This window comes from Shewanella sp. VK101 (assembly GCF_056497865.1).
Genome location: NZ_CM151402.1, coordinates 3,505,442 through 3,525,004 on the forward strand (window position 1 = coordinate 3,505,442; position 19,563 = coordinate 3,525,004).

11 protein-coding genes are annotated in these 19,563 nt (G+C 56.5%); 1 reads left to right on the forward strand and 10 read right to left on the reverse strand.

Features of this window, described 5'->3' with window-relative positions; translation table 11 throughout:
• Nucleotides 1–112: 112 nt before the first annotated feature.
• From ACSHSR_RS15675 to ACSHSR_RS15720, 10 genes are all read right to left on the reverse strand, one after another.
• A complete protein-coding gene (locus ACSHSR_RS15675) occupies nucleotides 113–460 on the reverse strand; it encodes a hypothetical protein (protein ID WP_447017916.1) in 348 nt (115 codons plus the stop codon).
• 87 nt (nucleotides 461–547) lie between these two features.
• A complete protein-coding gene (locus ACSHSR_RS15680) occupies nucleotides 548–1,816 on the reverse strand; it encodes a DEAD/DEAH box helicase (RefSeq protein ID WP_418070203.1) in 1,269 nt (422 codons plus the stop codon).
• Nucleotides 1,817–1,869: 53 nt separating this feature from the next.
• Nucleotides 1,870–4,923, reverse strand: a complete 3,054-nt coding sequence (locus tag ACSHSR_RS15685; protein ID WP_418070202.1) for an EAL domain-containing protein — start codon at nucleotides 4,921–4,923, stop codon at nucleotides 1,870–1,872.
• A 73-nt stretch (nucleotides 4,924–4,996) separates the two neighbouring features.
• Nucleotides 4,997–6,649: a glycogen synthase gene (locus ACSHSR_RS15690; protein ID WP_479630921.1), complete on the reverse strand. Its 1,653-nt coding sequence runs from the start codon at nucleotides 6,647–6,649 to the stop codon at nucleotides 4,997–4,999.
• Nucleotides 6,649–7,917 carry a glucose-1-phosphate adenylyltransferase gene (gene glgC, locus ACSHSR_RS15695; protein ID WP_025011424.1) on the reverse strand — a complete coding sequence of 423 codons (1,269 nt, stop codon included), beginning with the start codon at nucleotides 7,915–7,917 and terminating at the stop codon, nucleotides 6,649–6,651. Before glgC ends, ACSHSR_RS15690 begins: the two co-directional genes overlap by 1 nt.
• 33 nt (nucleotides 7,918–7,950) lie before the next feature.
• Complete coding sequence (locus ACSHSR_RS15700) at nucleotides 7,951–10,491, reverse strand: glycogen/starch/alpha-glucan phosphorylase (protein WP_479630922.1); 2,541 nt, start codon at nucleotides 10,489–10,491, stop codon at nucleotides 7,951–7,953.
• Complete coding sequence (glgX, locus tag ACSHSR_RS15705) at nucleotides 10,484–12,739, reverse strand: glycogen debranching protein GlgX (RefSeq protein WP_208142605.1); 2,256 nt, start codon at nucleotides 12,737–12,739, stop codon at nucleotides 10,484–10,486. Before glgX ends, ACSHSR_RS15700 begins: the two co-directional genes overlap by 8 nt.
• Nucleotides 12,739–14,958: a 1,4-alpha-glucan branching protein GlgB gene (gene glgB / locus ACSHSR_RS15710; protein ID WP_479631529.1), complete on the reverse strand. Its 2,220-nt coding sequence runs from the start codon at nucleotides 14,956–14,958 to the stop codon at nucleotides 12,739–12,741. The genes glgX and glgB overlap by 1 nt, the downstream gene beginning before the upstream one ends.
• 25 nt (nucleotides 14,959–14,983) lie before the next feature.
• Nucleotides 14,984–17,248 (reverse strand): 4-alpha-glucanotransferase, encoded by a 2,265-nt coding sequence (gene malQ, locus ACSHSR_RS15715; protein ID WP_479630923.1) that lies wholly within the window; start codon nucleotides 17,246–17,248, stop codon nucleotides 14,984–14,986.
• A gap of 341 nt (nucleotides 17,249–17,589) precedes the next feature.
• On the reverse strand, nucleotides 17,590–18,102 hold the full coding sequence (locus tag ACSHSR_RS15720; protein ID WP_025011422.1) for a MarR family winged helix-turn-helix transcriptional regulator: 513 nt from the start codon (nucleotides 18,100–18,102) through the stop codon (nucleotides 17,590–17,592).
• A 271-nt stretch (nucleotides 18,103–18,373) separates the two neighbouring features.
• On the opposite strand from ACSHSR_RS15720, the gene ACSHSR_RS15725 reads away from it, so the two are divergent.
• Nucleotides 18,374–19,561, forward strand: a complete 1,188-nt coding sequence (locus ACSHSR_RS15725; RefSeq protein ID WP_025011421.1) for a KamA family radical SAM protein — start codon at nucleotides 18,374–18,376, stop codon at nucleotides 19,559–19,561.
• The last annotated feature ends 2 nt before the right edge of the window (nucleotides 19,562–19,563 follow it).

Here is a 19,563-nt window from a genome sequence, read left to right on the forward strand (position 1 = left end):
CTTACAGCATTGAGGCAGCAGAGTGTAACCCAAGCAGGGAAAGAGTTAGCTCGAAATTGTAAACAGATGCAAAATGGGCGCGGATAGCGCCCATTTCTGTGAACCTGACCGGTTAGGGCTTGAGTTCGTGATCCACTATCGGTGTCAGCCCCTTGGCACGGTTTTTCATGGCATCCTCCAAGTCAAAGCCACCGGCGCGCCAACTCTTGGCCTCAACCGGGGTGAAGTTTTGCTTGCTCCAGGCCTTGGCATCATCGAGTTTAAAGCCTGCATCCTGCCAGGCGCCTGCGCTTGAGGCGTCAAATCCGGCAACATGCCACTGCTGGGCGCTTCGGGAATCAAAACCTGCCTCTTTCCAGGAGGCTATCTCGGTTGAACTCATACCGGACCAGTCTTTGGGAATGGAAGTGCAAGCCACAAGCAAACTCAGCCCAAGTAAGATCACAGATTTTCGCCACATACTCATCTCCTTTAACGCTCGAGTTAACAGGTTGCGCTGCTGACGGCATACCGAGGCAACGCATTGAGTATAGCAGGCTTTTTTAATCTACCTGCGCCTTGGCCCTTTGGGCTGCTGGCCCTTACGACCGGGTTTATGGCCCCTGTGAGTCTTGGTATGTCGGGGCTTCTCGATAGACTGTAAATAGCGCTCCGGCAACGGCGCGCCCTTCTCGTAACCCAGCAGAACTTCTCTTGGCAGCTTGTAACCGAGCAGGGCTTCTATTTCAGCCAGTTTTTGCTCTTCAGCCGGGCTCACCAAAGAGATAGCTTCGCCGCTGCGCCCGGCTCTGCCGGTACGGCCGATGCGATGAATATAGTCATCAGCCTGGGATGGCAGCTCGAGGTTGATAACCCTTGGCAAAGCGGGAATATCCAGGCCTCGGGCCGCGACATCGGTTGCCACCAATACCCGAATCTCTCCATCGATGAACTGCGCCAGAGCGCGGCTACGGGCCCCCTGAGTCTTGTCGCCGTGAAAACAGGCGCTCTTGATGCCGTCGAGTTTCAGCTCTTGTTGCAACTGCTCGGCGCTCTCCTTGGTACTGACAAAGGCCAACACCTGTTGCCAGTTGTTGCGACCAATAAGCTCGGCAAGCAACTCGGCTTTACGGCGATAGTCCACCGGATACACCTTTTGCTGGATCTGCGCCTGAGTGCGGCTCTCTTTATCTACTTCAAACCATTCTGGCTTATCGAGCAGCTTGTGCCCGAGGCGCTTGACCGTCTCGGGGAAGGTCGCCGAAAACAGCATGGTCTGATGCCCATCTGGCAGATAGCGCCCCAGACGCTCAATATCCGGCAAGAATCCCAGGTCCAACATGCGGTCGGCCTCATCCAGCACCAGGGCCTTAACCTTATCCAGCCTGAGATGATCTTGGCTCAGGTGATCGAACAGCCGCCCCGGCGTCGCCACCAGCACCTCAATACCGGCCGCTATCGCCTTGCGTTGAGGGTTGAAGTTGGCGCCGCCGAAAATGGCCAAAATGCGAAATGGAGTATGGGCGGCGTATTTACCCAACTGAGTCGCCACTTGCTGCGCCAGCTCGCGGGTTGGTGTCAGGATAAGCACTCTGGGAGCGGCGCCATACTCAGGCTCAGCGAGCCCCTGTTGCTGCCACTCGTCAATCAATGTGGCCAAAAGCGGCAAGCCAAAGGCCGCGGTTTTACCTGTGCCTGTATGAGCCGAAGCCATAATATCCCGTCCGGCCAGCGCCGCCGGCAATACCTGCTGCTGCACCGCCGTCAACTCACGATAGCCGCACTGGGCAACGGCTTCGAGCAGCGCTCCCGGCAGCTGGGTTTCAGAAAACTGCATCTTCAACACCTGAAACATAAAAAGGCCGGCGAGTATACCGCAAACACAAGTTATCAGTTGGCATTTCCACCACCTATGACCTGATGCTTGCCAAGATACTTTTGCTCAAAGCCTTCGATATCCAACGCCTGGGAGTAGAGGTAACCCTGGGCATAGTCGCAGCCTATGCGGGTCAAGATCTCGGCCTGACCGGCTGTCTCCACCCCTTCGGCTATCACCTTCATCCCCAACTTGTGTGCCATGACTATGATGGCTTCACAGAGGGTCAAGTCACTCTCATCCGTTTCCAAATTACGGGTAAAGGATTGATCTATCTTGAGATAGTCGATATCAAACCGTTTCAGATAAGCCAGGGAGGAATAGCCGGTGCCAAAGTCATCCAGAGACACCTGAATGCCGGCATCCCTATAGGCCAACAGCTTTTCGGTCACTCCCATATTGGCATCCAGCAACAGGCCTTCAGTTATCTCTATACAGATCCCCGAGCCAGAGACACCCAGACTTGTCAGCAGCTCAAGCCACTCGGCAAAGCGGTTGCCTTCGTCGCGAAACTGGATTGGCGACTTGTTGATACTGATCTGCACCTCGCTCCCATAAGCCTCGCGCCAGGCGGCACTCTGACGCGCCGCCTGCTCAAACACCCAGTTACCGATTTCAAAGATAAGCCCTGTGTCTTCTGCCACAGGAATAAACTCAGCCGGCGAGACATTGCCGCGCTCACTGTGATTCCAGCGCAGCAAGGCTTCGGCCTTGAACACCTTACCGCTGCCCAGCTCGACTATGGGTTGGAACCTGAGTTCGAATTCGCGCCGCTCCAATGCCTGACGCAAATCCTGAATAAGCCGCATCCTGTATTTGGCGTATTCCTGCATAGAGGCGGTGAAATAGTTGAAACGGTTGCGGCCCTGATCTTTGGCGGCATACATGGCCTGATCCGCATGTTTAAGCAACAACTCCACTGTCTGGCCATCATCGGGATACAGGGTAATGCCGATACTGGCGCTGATAAAGGCGGTTTCATCGCCCAACTTGAAGGGCTCGGCCAGACTGCTGAGAATATGGTTGGCAACCCGCTCGACCCCGTTATGATCCTGCACATCCGAGAGCAGCAAGGTGAACTCATCGCCGCCGAGTCTGGCCACCACGTCGGACTCACGCACACAGGCCTGCAGCCGCTCCGAGGTTTCCACCAGCAGTAAATCCCCCATGTCATGACCCAGGGTATCATTAACCTCTTTGAAGAAATCCAGATCCAGAAACAGCAGCGCAAAACCATGGCCATGGCGCTTGGCCTTACGGATTTCATTGCCAAGATGCTCGGTGAACATGCGCCGGTTCGGCAAACCTGTCAGGGCATCATAGTTGGCCTGACGCCAGATAAGACGTTCATTCTGCTTCTTGTCGGTGATATCGGAAAACAGCGCCACCCTTCTCAGAGGGGTATCATCCGTGCTGTGAATGGTATTGATGCTGAGCCAAATCATTATCTTGCGGCCATCACTGCAGCGCAGCCACATCTCTCCCTGCCAGCGCCCCTTGTGGCTGAGATCATGATTCAGCTCACGGTAAAACCTCTCATCGTGGTCGTCGCACTTGAGCATATCTATGTTACTGCCCAGCACATCTTGTGGCTGATACCCTGTGATGGCGCTGAACGCCGAATTGACCGTCATTATGGTGCCGACATCATCCAGCACACTCATCGCCTCGCTGGAATTTTCATAGACGGAAGCCGCCAGCTTGAGTGAGGCTTCCAGCTGTTTTTGCTCGGTAATATCCACATGCACGCCGCAAACCCTGAGAGGCCTGCCCTTCTCGTCACGACTGACCACCTTGCCGGTATCCTGCACCCAGCGCAGTTCGCCGTCCGGACGGATCAGCCGGTACTGCACCTTGTGTTGCTCGGTTTTGCCCGCCAGGTGCTCATCCAAAGAGCGCAGTACCCAGGCCCTGTCCTTGGGATGAATACCATCTAACCACAGGCGTTTGTTGTCGTTGAGATTGTTAAGGGAGCAGCCGAGAATTTCGGCACTGCGTTTGTTGCGCACTACGGTATCCTTGACTGGGTCCCAGTCCCAGAAGCCGAGTTGACCGCTTTGCAGCACCAGCTCCAACTGATCGCGACTGGCGGCAATCGCCTGCTCGGCCAACTTGGCCGAGGTAATATCGATATAGCCGGCTATCACCAACTGTACCTGCTGATGATGGCGCTGACAGGCCACAGTCATATGGGTATAGACATACTGCCCCTGCTTGGAGACGAAGCGTTTTTCCATCTCATACTCGTCGATTTCACCATCCAGCATCCGCCTGAATTGCGCCATATCGGCGGGCAGATCATCCGGGTGGGTCAGCTCAGACCAGGTCAGCTGCGACAACTCCTGCTCTGTATAACCTAACATTTGGCACATGTGGGGGTTTATCTTGAGCCAGCGTTGATCCGGCGAGGTGATGGAAATCCCTATGTTGCCCACATGGAACTGGGAGCGAAACAGAAAGTCATCCTGCAGCCGAATGCGGTTGTCACGCTCAAATTCCAGCCGCCGCGACAGCAAGCGCCCCAGCAACACATTGGTGAGTGGGAACAAGGTCAACAGAGGCAAACTGATACTGGCAAGCACCCCTTTGGCGGTTTCCCAGGGCAGCAGTAACATCCAGGCCAGCATAACCAGATGCACCAACAGGGAAAAGCCGGCCAGCTCCGGGTAGCCTATATCGGCGAGGGATTGCTTGCGCCGTTTGCGCCACAACAGGCCTATCAAGCCGCTGGAGAAGATCACTCCAACACCAATCCAAACAGCACCGCCACCGAGATAGATGCGAAAAGCGGCGGTAATCACGCAGGCGATTATGGTCGGCAGGCCGCCGAAAAACAGGCCTGAGATACTTAAAAGTACGGAGCGACTATCGAAGAATATCCCCGGCTCATAGCTCCAGGGGGTAAGCATCACCGCAATACAGATGCCACCGATAATGACGCCAATCAACAAACGCCACAGCAGGAAGTACTCCCGCTGCTGCTGTCTGGGAATAGCATCATACATAAACACCAATGCCAGCAAAAATGCGGCATTTTGTGCCAAAGGAAGGAAAATGCTCTGCTCCATCTGCCCCCTAGCCTGTGAATAACAAAGAAGAAATCTACAGGTCTAGTGTAGCAGAGCACCTTCGGAAACCTGACTAATTTATGGCGCTTTCCACTAGGCGCCGCTCATCCTTGCTGCAACTTTCCACCTGGTAGAGTTGGGTCATATAAAGCCTTGCGCTGTCTTGCCATGAAAAGCGACTGGCGGAGGCTCTTTTTCTAAGAGCATTCCAGTTGGCTGTGGAATAGAGCTCCAAGGCCCGGGACAGGGCGTCGAGCAGCGCCTTGGCCTGTTCATCCAGCCCGACCCCTGCGAATACCAAGCCATTGTCACCGTCGCTGATGGTATCGGCCAGCCCACCGGTGGCATGCACCAAGCAGGGTTGGCCTGCTCTCAAAGCCAGCATCTGGCTGATACCGCAAGGCTCGAAGGAGCTTGGCATCACAAACAGATCGCCGCATTGATAGAGGGCATCGGCCAGCTCCTGATGATAACCATTGATAAAGCGAAAATTGCTGTTGCTCGCGGCGATGCGGCCAAAGAGTGCCGCTATCTGCTCATCGCCGCTGCCGAGCAGCCAAAAACAGGCGCTGTCGCTGAACTGCGCCAGCCTTAGCAGCAGCTCTTCCAGCACTGTCTTGCCCTGCCAGGGATGACACAGCAAGAGCAACTTCTGTTCAGTGAGCCTGCCAACCGAGGTCAGCAGCATTCCCGGTGACTCAGATATCTGGCCCAAGCGGATTTGAGCAATCATATCTGCCGGCGTCACTGCATCGCTGCGCCCGAGTTTACTCAATAATGCCTCTGTGGCTATCTTGGGCAGTTGCAACTTGAGTTGCCGCCGCTTGCCGGCAGCGAGCGGTAGTCCTTTTTGATAGTCACAGCCGTTGAGAATGCCGAACACCTGGCCAAGCTTGGCTTTGGCCTGCAGGTCAACCTCCAATCCTTCGCCGCCAAAGAAACCCAGCTCTGGCTGTGACGGACGCAGCACTTCCTTGGCGTAAGTCGCCGAGACCAGATGGATGACATCGCTGAACTGAATCGCCGCCCGCAGCGGATTGATGCACCCGGGGTAGCGGGTATCCAGCGCCAGTTGCAGTTTGGAGTTTACCCCTTCGGCCAACAGCCAGGGATACCAGGCCGCCAGGGAAGATGCCTCGCCGGCAAGCGGCCGCACACCCTGCATCGCCAGGTTGTGAATACTGAGGACACAGGGCACTTTTGATAGGCCGCGATAGGCGGGATCCAGTGCTCTTAACATGGCAAAACCGCCGCAGTGCCAGTCGTGCAGGTGAAACCTGTCCGGCAGCGGCAGTAATCCTTGTTTCAGCGCTGCCGCCACTGCAGCGCCGAAGAGGGCAAACTTGCCTGCATCTGTGGCAAAGGGGCGCTCAGGGCCATCAAGGCTGTAGACTTCACGCTTAACGCCGCAAAAACCTTCATGAGCCAGAAGATAGATCCACACCCCCTGGGAGCCTGGCTGAACCGCCGGATTGGCGATACGATACAGCCGCGCCCGGGTGGTGCCTGCGCCGAAAGCAAATTCAAACTCGCACAGAAAATCAGCCCCCTGCTCCTTGGCCAAAAAGCCATAGTCCGGCATTATGATATGCGCCGCCACGCCTTGGCTTTGCAGCGCCGGAGGCAACTCGGCCAGCACATCGGCCATACCGCCGACTTTGGCGCCGGCCAGGGCAGCGTTTTCCGCTGCCAACATCAACACCTGCAGTTTTGCTTTCGCCACCATTATTCGTACCCCACAGGCAGTCCCAACATGTCGCGGGTTACCAGCACTACGCCGTTTTCCGAGACCCGAAAACCCTTGGCCCTGTCGTGGTCATGGTTAAAGCCTATCTCCATCCCCTCGGGGATAATGCAGCCCCGATCTATGATAGCCTTGCGAATGCGGCAATGACGCAACACCACCACATCGGGCAGGATCACCGAGTCTTCCACCTCTGAGTAAGAACAAACCCTGACCTCATTGAAGAGGACACAGTGGCGCACAGTGGCACCTGAGATAATGCAACCGCTGGAAACCACAGAGTCCAGCGCCATACCGCGCCTGTCATCATCGTCAAATACAAACTTGGCCGGCGGCAGTTGTTCCTGATAGGTCCAGATGGGCCATTTGGCATCATAGAGATTGAGCGCCGGCGTCGGCGACAGCAGTTCCATATTGGCTTGCCAGAAAGAATCCAGAGTTCCCACATCGCGCCAGTAGGCCTGCTCGTTGGGAAAGGCGCTGCGAAACGGATAGGCATAGACCCGGTGCTTTTCTATGATGGCCGGGATAATGTCCTTACCGAAATCCCGGTTGGAATCGGCGTTCTGGGCATCTTTTTTCAGCTGTTCAAACAGAAACTCTGTGTTGAACACATAGTTGCCCATGGATGCCAGGCAGGATTCGGGGTTATCCGGCAAGGGCTTGGGTTCGACAGGTTTCTCTTCAAACCCCAGAATACGGTTGCTGCTGTCCACCTCCATCACCCCAAAGGCGTTGGCCGCTTCGGCCACCGGCACCTCCATACAGGAAACCGTCATATCGGCGCCGGACTCGGCATGAGCGGCCAGCAGACCGGCGTAATCCATGCGGTAGATATGATCGCCCGAAAGCACCATCACATAGCGCGGCAGCTCGTGACGTATGATGTCTATGTTCTGAAACACTGCATCGGCCGTGCCCTGATACCAGTTGTCCGAATAACGTTGGGACGCCGGCAATATCTCCACCGACTCCCCCAACTCCTTTTTGAAATGCCCCCAGCCGCGGGTCACGTGGCGGATAAGCGAATGGGACTTGTACTGGGTCACCACCCCTACCCGGCGGATCCCCGAGTTGATGCAGTTGGACAGCGGAAAGTCGATGATCCTGAACTTGCCGCCGAAATAGAGCGCCGGCTTGGCCCGCCAATCGGTCAGCTCATGGAGGCGAGAACCCCGGCCTCCGGCCAGGATCAGGGCATAGGTTTCACGGGTAAGGTTACTGATATAACGCGGACTCGGATTCGGCATAAAAGCGTGCTCCCAATTAACAGAAAAAGGCGCTCACTGCGCGCCCCAGATATGGTCGCGATAACCGGCTATGGTGACATCGCTGGAGAAGCGGCCACTGACCGCGGTGTTGCGAATACTCATGGCGGTCCAGCGCAGAGGGTCCTGATAAGCCTTGGCGGCTTGCAGCTGGGCCAGACGGTAGGTTTCAAAGTCGGCCGCCAGCATCCAGGGATCTTGGGGCGATTCAATGGCGGCTATGATGGGGTCGAAGATCCCCGGTTCCTGCAGATTAAAGTGACCACTTTTGAGCAGCGCCATTACGCCGCCGAGCGCCGCCGAAGACGCTATATATTGCGCCGGGCAGTAGTGCGCCTTGAGTTCCTCCACCGCCAGGGCATTGAGGCCAAACAGAAAGAAGTTGTCTTCACCTACCTCTTCGAGCATCTCGATATTGGCACCATCCAGAGTGCCTATGGTCAGGGCGCCATTCATCATGAACTTCATATTGCCTGTGCCCGAGGCTTCCTTGCCGGCGGTGGATATCTGCTCTGACAAATCCGTACCCGGGCAGATCACCTCCATGGCGCTGACGTTATAGTCGGGCAAAAAGGCAAACCTTAACCAGGGACTGACTCTGGGATCCTCATTGACCATATGAGCCACATTGTTGGCCAATTTGATCACCAGTTTCGCCATGGCATAACCGGGCGCCGCCTTGCCGCCAATCAGCACGCAGCGTGGTTGCATCCCCTGGGTATCGCCACTGACAATCCGCTGATAGAGATGGATCACATGCATGATATTCAGCAGTTGCCGCTTGTATTCATGGATCCTCTTAACCTGCACATCAAACATCATGGAGGGGTCGAAGTTCACCTGGCAGCGCTGCGCCACCAGCTCGGCCAGCGCCTGTTTATTGGCCTGCTTCACCTCGCGCCAGGCAGCAATAAATGGCTTGTCCGAGGTAAAGGCGTTGAGGGCAGTCAGGCATCTTAGGTCGCTCAGCCAATCCTGTCCCAGGCGGCTGCTGATGAGCGCGGCCAAACGGGGGTTACAGTGAGCCAGCCAGCGCCTGGGCGTCACGCCATTGGTACGGTTGTTGAACTTATGCGGCCAGAGCTCGTAAAAATCCCGAAACAGCCCTGTGGTCAACAGCCTTGAGTGCAGCGCCGCCACACCATTGACCGAAAAGCTGGCCACTATCGCCAGATAGGCCATACGGATATGGGGCTCATCCCCCTCTTCTATGATGGACATCTGCCGCAGACGTGACACGTCGCCGGGCCAGTGATGTGCCACCAACTCCAGGTATCTGGCGTTGATTTCATAGATGATCTCCAAAATACGCGGCAGCATCTGGGCGAACATGCGCACCGGCCAGCGCTCCAGCGCCTCCGGCAACAAGGTATGGTTGGTGTAGGCCATGCAATGGCTGACTATGTCCCAGGCAGCTTGCCACTCCAACTGATATTCGTCGATAAGCAGGCGCATCAACTCGGGAACCGCAATCGCCGGATGGGTATCATTGAGCTGCAGCACATGAAACTTGGCAAACTCACTGAAGTCCCGGCCTTTGTTGGCAACCCAGGTCGTCAACAGATCCTGCAAACTGGCAGAGGACAGGAAATACTGCTGCCGCAGCCGCAACTCTTTGCCGTTTTCACTGCTGTCATTGGGGTACAACACCATGGTTATCTGCTCGGCCAGATTCTTGGCCGCCACGGCTTCGGTGTAATCCCCCTGGTTGAACTCAGCAAGGTCAAACTCATCCGTGGCCTCGGCCTTCCAAAGCCTCAGGGTGTTGACCCGGCCGTTGCGATAACCCGGCACCGGCATATCATAGGCAACCGCCAGTACATCCTGGGTATCCATCCAGGCCCTGTGCCGGCGGCCATCGCGGTCGACATGGCTCTGCACATGACCGAAGAAAGGCACGGTCACATTGTGCTGTGAGGCCCGCACTTCCCAGGGGTTGCCATCCCTGAGCCAGCGGTCCGGCTGCTCCTGCTGGTAACCATCGACTACCTGCTGAGCAAACATGCCGTACTCATAACGAATGCCATAGCCAGTGACCGCCAGCCCGAGACTGGCGCAGCTGTCCATAAAGCAAGCCGCCAGCCGCCCGAGACCGCCGTTCCCCAGACCGGCGTCATGCTCTTGCTGTTGCAGGGTTTCAAGCGCTACCGCATAGCCTTGCAGCATCTCCCTGCACTCGTCGGTCAGGTCCAGATTGAGCAAGGCGTTGCCCAGGCTTCGGCCCATCAGAAACTCCAGCGACAGATAAGCCACCTGTTTGCGCTGGTACAAAGCGTCCTGGCTGCGACTGGCACACCAATCGTCCAACAGCTGCTCTTTGACGCTCAGGGCCAATGCCTGATAAAGCTCCTGCGGCCTGCGCTCATTGCGGTTAAGATCGTATCTCAGCTGTCTGGCAAAGGCCGCCGGCAGTGAATCACAGGGCTCGCAGTCTTGGTGCGCCAGATGGCCTGGGGCTTGTTGACTAGCGGGCGCTATTGGCGATGCGGCTTTTGATGCTGTTGTCGATTGGCTCTTACTGCGGCTCTTGACTCTATTCCTTGAAGTATCAGTCATGGCTGGCTCCTTTGGCTGAGGACGACAGATAACGGCCACCTGCGGCCAGCAGCTGAAAACTGCAGGCGGCAAGGGCGAAAGATGAAGCTGTGGGATAGCAGGATTGCAGTTCATCCCGTCCGGCTTCGCTGGAAAGCAGCAGCTGCCACTGCTCACCGGCTCCGGGCGGCGGAGCTGGCAGACAAAAATGGCTGTTGCTGTCACCGGCATGCAGCAGGATCAGCAGGGCTTCGGTCTGAAGTTTGTTTTCTCCTTGAGGGCTCATATTGGGCTGACGGCTCTGCATCAACTGCAAGCTGCGGCACTGGACTTCGCCCCAATGGCCGGGTGTCATGGCCTCGCCGGAGGCGGCAAACCAAGCCAGCGCTCTGGAAGCCTGGAGGGCATCGGTGTGAACATAGTCATCGCTGTCATAAAAACCGCAATCCCGGCGGATATGGATAAGCCGGCGAACAAAGGCGCCCAGCGCAGTATCTTCCCTGTGCCAATCGAGCCAGCCCAATGGGTTGTCCTGACAATAGGCGTTGTTGTTGCCGCTCTGGGAGTTGCCGAACTCATCGCCGGCCAGCAACATGGGCGTGCCCTGGGAGAGCAGTAAACTCGCCAGCAGATTACGGCTCTGGCGCGCCCTCAGGGCCTTTATGGCGGCATCTTTACTCTCGCCTTCCACGCCATGGTTGGCACTGAAGTTTTCATGGTGACCATCGCGGTTGTTTTCACCGTTGGCCTGATTGTGCCGCTCGCGATAGCTCACCAGGTCCCTCAGGGTGAAACCATCATGGCTGCAGATAAAGTTGATTGAACTTTGTGGGCCGCGCCCCGAGTGTTCAAACAGATCGCCGGAGCCGGAAAGGCGCCTGGCAAGCTCTGGCAAGAGCCCGGCATCACCGCGCCAGAAACGCCGCAGGGTATCGCGATATCTGTCGTTCCATTCGGCAAAGCGATTGGGGAACTGCCCCAACTGATAACCGCCCGGGCCTATGTCCCAGGGCTCGGCTATCAGCACACATTGCTGCAGTTCAGGGTCTTGCAGCAAGGCATCGAACAATCCGGCGCGATTGCTGAACCCCCGCGTCTCACGGCCAAGGCTGGTGGCCAGATCGAAACGAAAGCCATCCACCCCCATGATATCGACCCAGTAACGCAGCGAGTCCATCAGCAGCTGTACGACTCTTGGATGGCTGATATCCAGGCAGTTGCCACAGCCAGAGTCATTGATATAAAAACGCTTATCTGCCGGATGCAAACGGTAGTAGCTGAGATTGTCCAAGCCGCGAAAACTGACGGTCGGCCCCTGACGATTACCCTCGGCGCTGTGGTTAAAGACCACATCCAGCACGAGTTTGATACCGGCATCATGCAGGGCAGAGACCATCTGCTTGAATTCGCCAATGGCATCGTCAGAGGCCGAATATGCCCCATGGGGAGCGAAGAAACCTATGCTGTTATAACCCCAGTAATTGCTGAGCCCGCTATCCAGCAGAAAAGGCTCGGACAGAAAGGCGTGCACCGGCAGCAGTTCGACACAGGTGATCCCGAGCGACTTGAGATAAGCTATCGCCACCGGGTGCGCCAAACCGGCAAAGGTGCCGCGAAGCTCAGGGGGGATCCCGGCCATGGCGGCGGTGAAGCCCTTGAGGTGCATCTCGTAGATCACTTCATTACGCCATTGGCCGCCCGGTAAGCGCTTGCCGGTAAAGCGGGTATCGGCTACCACTTGGCATTTGGGCATGGCCCAGGCGTTGTCACAGGGATCGGCCCATAAGTCATCACCTATTCCGGCACTGCCGGACTCCCGCTCCGGGGACCCTGGTACTGGGGATTCAGCATCCCCCGGATGGCAAACAGCGGCCAATGGCCGGCCCTGCTCATCGACTCTGGCATAGCCAAGTTGCCAGGGCCCATACTGCCAGCGACCACAAAAGGCTCTGGCGTAAGGGTCCAGCAGCAGCTTGGCCGGATTGAATCTGTGCCCTTCCTGAGGCTGATAAGGGCCATGCACCCGATAGCCATAGCAGAGTCCTTCACCGGCCCCCTGCAGCAAACCATGGAACACCTGTTGCGAGGACGGCATAAGCTCGAAACGGCCCGACTCCTGCCATTGGCCATTTTTGTATTCAAACAGGCACAGCTCAACCCGGGTTGCATGAGCCGAAAACAGCGCAAAATTCACCCCTTCCGGCTCGCCATTGACTGCATGCACCAGAGTCGAGCCCAGAGGCCAGGGTTTGCCTGCAAGCATCTGCATCAGCCACGCTCCAAGGCGAAATAGACGCTCGCCAGTGGCGGCACCCGGATCAGCGCGCTATATGGCATGCCCTGCCAGGGGATCTCCTCGGCTTCCATGCCTCCGGCGTTGCCTTGATTACTGCCGCCGTAGAATGCGCTGTCGCTGTTGAGCAGCTCGCGGTAACGTCCGGGCTCTGGCAATCCCAGTCGATAGCCTTCCCTGACACAAGGGGTGAAGTTACAGATAACCAGCACCATGTTGCCGTCGGAATCGATACGCGTAAACGCCAGCAGGCTGTGCTGACTGTCGTTGCAGTCGAGCCAGCGAAACCCTTGCGGCTCGCTGTCACACTGCCACAATGACGGCTGCCGGCGGTAACAGAGGTTAAGATCCCGCACCCAATCGCTGAGTCCTTGGTGAGATGGATACTGCAGCAGATGCCAGTCGAGGCTGAAGTCATGTTGCCATTCGCGCCGCTGGCCAAACTCGCCGCCCATAAACAGCAGCTTTTTCCCCGGGTGAGCCCACATAAAACCGTAAAAAGCCCGCAGTGTGGCAAACTTCTGCCAGTCATCGCCGGGGATCTTCTCCAACAAGGCGCGCTTGCCATGCACCACTTCATCGTGACTCAGCGACAAAATAAACTGCTCGGTATAGGCATAGATGAGGGAAAAAGTCAGTTGCCCATGGTGATAGCTGCGATGTACCGGCTCCTTGGTGAGATAATCCAAGGTGTCGTGCATCCAGCCCATATTCCATTTGAAGCCGAATCCCAAGCCGCCGGCAGCGACATCCCGGCTGACGCCATCCCAGGCGGTGGACTCTTCGGCTATCATGATGATCCCCGGGTACTCATGGTAGAGACGCGTGTTGAGCTGCTGCAAAAAGGCTATCGCTTCCAAATTTTCACGGCCGCCATATTCGTTGGCCTGCCACTGGCCCTCTTCGCGGCTGTAATCCAGATAGAGCATGGAGGACACGGCATCGAGGCGCAGGCCATCGAAATGAAACTCCTCCAGCCAATAGCAGGCATTGCTGAGCAGAAAACTCTGCACCTCTTTGCGGCCATAGTTGTAGATCAAGGTGTCCCAGTCGGGATGACGGCCACGGCGGGGATCTTCATGTTCATACAGGCAAGTGCCATCAAAATGCGCCAGGCCGTGGGGGTCGGAAGGAAAGTGCGCCGCCACCCAGTCGAGCAGCACACCGATACCCGCCCTGTGGCAGGCATCCACCAGCAGTTTAAGCCCCTCGGGATCGCCAAACCTATGACTGGGAGCAAACAGCCCCACGGGTTGATAGCCCCAGGAACCGTCGAAGGGGTATTCACTCAACGGCATAAATTCCACATGGGTAAAACCGTGAGATTGCAGGTAAGGCACCAAGAGTTCGGCCACCTCTGCGTAGCTGAGAAAACCGCCTTCACCGTTACGCCGCCAGGATCCCAGATGCAGCTCATAGATACTGACCGCCTGTCGGTGCCAGGCTCTTTGCGCCCTGGCGGCCATCCAATCACTGTCCTGCCATTGCCAATCACTGTCCGCCATCGGCACTATCGAGGCGTTGTGGGGCGCACCTTGCATCTGTCTGGCGCAGGGGTCGGCCTTTTCCAGCCAGCTGCCATCCTGGGTTTGCAGCAAAAACTTATAGTGCTCACCGCCCTGGACTTGCGGCAAAAACAGCTCCCAAAGGCCTGAGGCCGGGTGGCGGCGCATGCTGTGGCGACGCCTGTCCCAATGGTTGAAATCCCCCAGCAAAGACACACTTTTGGCATTGGGAGCCCAAACACAAAAACGCACACCTTTTACGCCCTGGCACTCGAGCCAATTGGCACCGAGCAACTGCCAGCCCTTCAGCAGACTGCCTTCATTGAAGAGAAAACATGCCTGTTCATCGAGCGAAGCATCAAAGCGGTAAGGGTCGTCCAGCACCAGCTCGGCCTGGGGATAGCTGATGCGGAGCCTATAGTCGAAGGGTTTGACCCTGCGCCCCATAAAGCCACTGAACAGGGGCTCGGCGCCAACGACAGGGGTAAGCTCGGCCACCTTACGGCCGGTTTTCGCGTCCAGCACCTCGACGATGGCGGCGCCGGGCAACACGGCGCGCAGTAACAAGCGGCTGCGGCCATTTTGCTCGACCAGATGCATTCCGAGCCAGGCGAAGGGATCGCCATGGCGCCCTTCGGCCAAAGCGCAGGCGGCGGCAAAGTCCAGTTCCGGGACCAGCCTTTCCTGCATTGGCTCACTAAAGTGCGGCGCGGGTTCATTGGCGACGATTTGCTGTTTCATCTGCATCTCCTGTTGATTGAGCTCGCAGCCGCTCCGGCTCAGCGCTGCATCTTTGCTCGCGCACCCGGCGGATATCCCTGAGCAGGTTTTGCAGCAGCTCGGAATCATTGAGCCTTTCCACGGCCAACGAATAACGTCGGCGCCAGTTGGGATACTCAGTGCTGGTGCCCGGGATATTGACCGCCACCTTATCGCCGAGCAGATCTGTCAGCGGCAGGCTGAAAAGCGCACTGCACCCCGAGGCGACTGTGACGGCGAGGTTATGGATCAAGTTTTGGGTATAGGTGACAGAGTCCGGCGCAAGTGCAGCTTTTATCTTGTTATCAAAGGGATAAAATTGCGACAGCCAAACTTCAAGAGCCTGAATATCCCTGCGGCGGTCATCGCTTTCCCTTGCGTATTGTTCAGCACCCAGCAGGCCAAGTTCCCGCCTGAGCCTGAGATCTTCATCTTCCAGCCAGGCTTTTAGTGGCGGTACATCATGGTTGCTCAGCATCATGATGGCGTTTGGCTTGTAGTCATTTGGCGGCCGAAATCCACCAAAGTCAGGGAAATCCTGCTGCTCACGGCAAAAATAGAACAGCTCATTGGAGTACAGCCCGCCAAGCTTAAGCGGCGCTACGATTTGCGGCGGCACCAGCCCAAGGTCTTCGCCAATCACCAGGCAGCGGGCACGCTGGCTCTCCAGCAATAAAATCGCCAGCAGGGTATCGAAGGGGTAATAGACATAGGCGCCTTCAGGCTCGCCAGACTCAGTTTCGACTGCAGTTTCAATCTGGTTTTCGGCCTCGGCCGGCCACCACCAGAGACGAAACAGCGACATCACGTGATCTATCCGAATGGCACCACAGTGACGCATGTTGGTGCGCAGCAACTCAATAAAGTGGCTAAAATCCGCCTGCTTGAGACCGACGGGGTCCAGAGGCGTCAGCCCCCAGTTCTGCCCCTGGGGCGCAAAGGCATCCGGCGGCGCCCCTATGCTGGCACCTTGGCAAAACTGACTCTGATGCTGACTCACCTCAGTGCCGCAGCCAACTGTGCCGACAGCCAGATCCCGGATAAGGCCGATACTCATGCCGGCTTCTATGGCGCGGGATTGACACAAGGCCAACTGCTCTTCGGCAACAAACTGCAGATAGAGATAAAAGCCGGCATCTGAGGGCCAGTCTCCGGTGGCGAAACTTGCCTGCTCCCGGGCATAGTGCTGCAGCGCCAGTCCCTCCCGGCGCACAAAGCCTTCGTAGCCCTGGCGCCTGGGAGCATCCTTGGGCAAAGCGTTGAAACGCTGCCACATTGCTTTGAGGCGGGCACACTTATCACGGCTGACAGCGGCATAGTCCAGCCAGGGGCTGAAGGCCGTTTGCTCGGCAAAAGATTCAGCATCACAGATTGGTGCCGGCCCTTCGGCGCAGAGCGGCGGCGAGATATACAAGGGGTGCAGGCGGCGTCTGTCTATTGGGCTGTAGGGACTTGGGGAGGCATCCTCAGTGAGCGCCAGCGCATGCAGGGGGTTGAGCAGGATAAAGTCCAGCCCCTTGGGGGCCAGTTGGGTTATCAGCTTCAGCAGGGCTCCAAAGTCGCCCATTGCCTCAGGGCCGGGAGTATCCTCCTGCCAGAGCGAAAACAGCTGCACGCTGACGCCCCAGGGCCTGCGATGAGGCTCGTTTTGCCGCGCCGTATTTTTTTGCAGTACGCCTTGGAAGGCCTGCCTTGGCGCCACCATCAAGTTGCCCATAGCAAGCAGCCTCTCATCGCCCTCACGCTCAATGATAGATAAAGACACCCTGTGGTAGCCAAGTCCGGGGGCGATGCCACAGTTGCCGGAAACCTCGTCCAGTTTAAGCTCGTGCTCAAGATAGCAGCGCTCACCGATACGATAATCGCCGCGCACCGGGCAGTCTGCCGCTGAAAAGCTGACAACAAACTCCTCACCCAGTTCACTCGTCAGCGTCAGCTGCAGCGCCTTGGATGGCAAAGACTGCGCCTCGAGTCTGAACCTCAGACCGAGACTGTCGAGATAGCACCACTGAAATGAAGGCAACAGCTGCTGCCAGGGTTCGGCATCGAGCTGATGAACCCGCCGCTCAATCCAAAGCTCGCTCGCCTCTTCGGGTATAGGGCCACACATGGCGCTGAGGATCTGTTTGCGTGTGCCGGCCGATGTAGGGCAAAAACGCCCATAGCTGTCGCTGAAGCCGTCCCCTATCCCTTGCAGATACAGCAACTTCTCCAGTCCCATCTCAGCACTCCACGCCAATCACCTTAAGTTCCCTGTGAGCAGATAGCATGCCAGGGCAAAATAACAGCAATAAGACAGAGGTGTGTCAGCCAAGTGACAAGTATTTAATATTTTAATTCAGTAGCTTGTGAAAATTCGCCCTGATGTTGGGCGAGCGTCTCGCAAAAGGCACCAAAGGTAAATGAGTTGCACCAATGACTCAAGACTGTGCAATCTTTCACCAATTGAGTGCAAGACATCGCCGACAAAAGCCGGGATTGGCAACCAGGGATTGAAAACGGGGTTCTGACAGAAATCAATCTTGGGGCCGCTGACGGCGACCCGCTTGTAAAGAGGAAAACTCAGCTCTTGGTTTGCTTTGGGGTCACAGCTTCCGGCTCATCGCTCGGCTGAATTTGTCCCACCAGCAGCATGGGGGCGGCATCCAGCTCTTCGGCATCCATCATGGTGGCAATCCGCTCCACGGCCGACAAGAGCTGGCTCTGCTCCCAGGCCTCCAGCGCCTGATAGCGCTTAATAAAGTGCTCCTGCAGCGGTTTGGGCGCCTGTGCCAGCAAGGCAGCACCGGACTCACTCAGCAATAGGTGTACCTTGCGCTTATCGGTTTGGCTGCGCTGACGTATAACCAAGCCCTTGGCTTCAAGACGGTCGATGATAGTGGTGACTGTGGCAGGACTCAGATTGATCTCGGTCGCCACCTGTTTGGCGAGCGGCGATCCCATGGAAGCGATTTTCTGCATCACCATAAGCTGCGGTCCGGTGAGGCCCGAATGCTTACTGAGCTGCCTGGAATGCAGGTCGATGGCGCGGATCACTTTGCGCAGCGAGATTAATAACTGCTCATACTTTTCCATGAATACTTCCCACTCACACTGGTTCGAAAAGGGCTACTGAAATCACCAATAGCCGAAAGGCGCCAGCTTATCAGAAAAGCTCTGCAAACTCATAGCCCATCGACTCAATAGCTGAGTTTTCAAAAATATCACCGCCGACAAATGCAACTTCAGATCAACAAATTGCTCATCTTTTGTTGATACAAAAACCTCATAGTGCAATCATTAGATAACTAACGATTAGAGCTCAAATTAATTGTTGAGTGTTAATTATCAGAAAAGGACTATCCCCATGTCGGCCACCAGCCTGAAGTACAAGAGCGAAGAAAATCCTATTCCACTGAAAGTCATCACAGAGAAGCGGCCATTTTCCAGCCATCAGGCACTGATGCAGTTTGATGTTGCCAATCACTCCTGGCGGGAAACCTTGTCACTGAGCTTTAAGAATGACAAACAACTATCCCAGGTATTCAACAATATTCGCACGGTCGATGACCAAGTTTATGAAGTGATTGCCGCCAGGATCACCCCCTATATAGCCCAGCTGATGGACAAAGATGATCCCAACTGCCCGATTCGGTTGCAGTATGTTCCTGAGCAGGATGAGTTGGAGGTCGCCCCCCATGAAATGGGCGATCAATTGGCGGAAGATGACATGATGCCAGAAGGCACCTCGATAGTGCACAGGTATCCCAATCGGGTGTTGTTCCTGGTGCATAACATCTGTGGCTCCTATTGCCGTCACTGCACCCGCAAACGCATGGTGTCCGATCCGCTCAACGTGATCTCCATGGACAGGATCCGTCGCTCGGTGGAGTATCTGCGCCAACATACAGAGGTGCAGGACGTGCTTCTGTCGGGCGGCGATCCTTTGCTGCTCACAGATGACAAGCTGGATGAAATTCTGTCGATGATCCGAGAGGCCAGACCGGATCTGAAAATACTGCGTATCGGCAGCCGTTTATTGGCGCAGCTTCCTACCCGGGTCACGCCCGAGTTGTGCCGGGTACTGAAGCGTAACCGAGTCACACTGATCAACACCCAAGTGAACCACCCCAGAGAAATCACCCCCTTATTCAGCAAACATATCGCCATGCTCAGGGAAACCGGCATCATGCTCGGCAACCAGAGCGTGCTGATCAAAGGCGTCAACGACAGCATAGACACTATGCAGGAACTGGTGATGGAGTTGGTATCCATAGGCATACGTCCCTATTACGTCTATGCCATGGATCCGGCGCCGGGCAACAGCAAGTTTCAGGTCAGTTATCAGCGAATGCTGCAAATCTATCATGGCATCCGCGGCTGGGTATCCGGCCCGGCAATTCCCACCTTTATCGTCGATGGCGTCGGCGGCCTGGGCAAAATGCCGGTGCAGCCGGAATATGTCAGCAGGCAAACCGGCCCGGAAGGCGAGCGTCTGATAGCCACCAACTTTGAAGGGCGCAGCGCCGACGTATCATTCCTGCTACAGGAGTGATC

Excerpts from the sequence above, each read along its gene's own strand:
- ACSHSR_RS15720 (WP_025011422.1), bottom strand. The coding sequence starts at position 18,102 with ATGGAAAAGTATGAGCAGTTATTAATCTCGCTGCGCAAAGTGATCCGC.
- glgB (WP_479631529.1), bottom strand. The coding sequence starts at position 14,958 with ATGCAGGAAAGGCTGGTCCCGGAACTGGACTTTGCCGCCGCCTGCGCT.
- ACSHSR_RS15700 (WP_479630922.1), bottom strand. The coding sequence starts at position 10,491 with ATGACTGATACTTCAAGGAATAGAGTCAAGAGCCGCAGTAAGAGCCAA.
- ACSHSR_RS15675 (WP_447017916.1), bottom strand. The coding sequence starts at position 460 with ATGTGGCGAAAATCTGTGATCTTACTTGGGCTGAGTTTGCTTGTGGCT.
- glgX (WP_208142605.1), bottom strand. The coding sequence starts at position 12,739 with ATGCAGATGCTTGCAGGCAAACCCTGGCCTCTGGGCTCGACTCTGGTG.
- glgC (WP_025011424.1), bottom strand. The coding sequence starts at position 7,917 with ATGCCGAATCCGAGTCCGCGTTATATCAGTAACCTTACCCGTGAAACC.
- malQ (WP_479630923.1), bottom strand. The coding sequence starts at position 17,248 with ATGGGACTGGAGAAGTTGCTGTATCTGCAAGGGATAGGGGACGGCTTC.
- ACSHSR_RS15690 (WP_479630921.1), bottom strand. The coding sequence starts at position 6,649 with ATGGTGGCGAAAGCAAAACTGCAGGTGTTGATGTTGGCAGCGGAAAAC.
- ACSHSR_RS15685 (WP_418070202.1), bottom strand. The coding sequence starts at position 4,923 with ATGGAGCAGAGCATTTTCCTTCCTTTGGCACAAAATGCCGCATTTTTG.
- ACSHSR_RS15725 (WP_025011421.1), top strand. The coding sequence starts at position 18,374 with ATGTCGGCCACCAGCCTGAAGTACAAGAGCGAAGAAAATCCTATTCCA.
- ACSHSR_RS15680 (WP_418070203.1), bottom strand. The coding sequence starts at position 1,816 with ATGCAGTTTTCTGAAACCCAGCTGCCGGGAGCGCTGCTCGAAGCCGTT.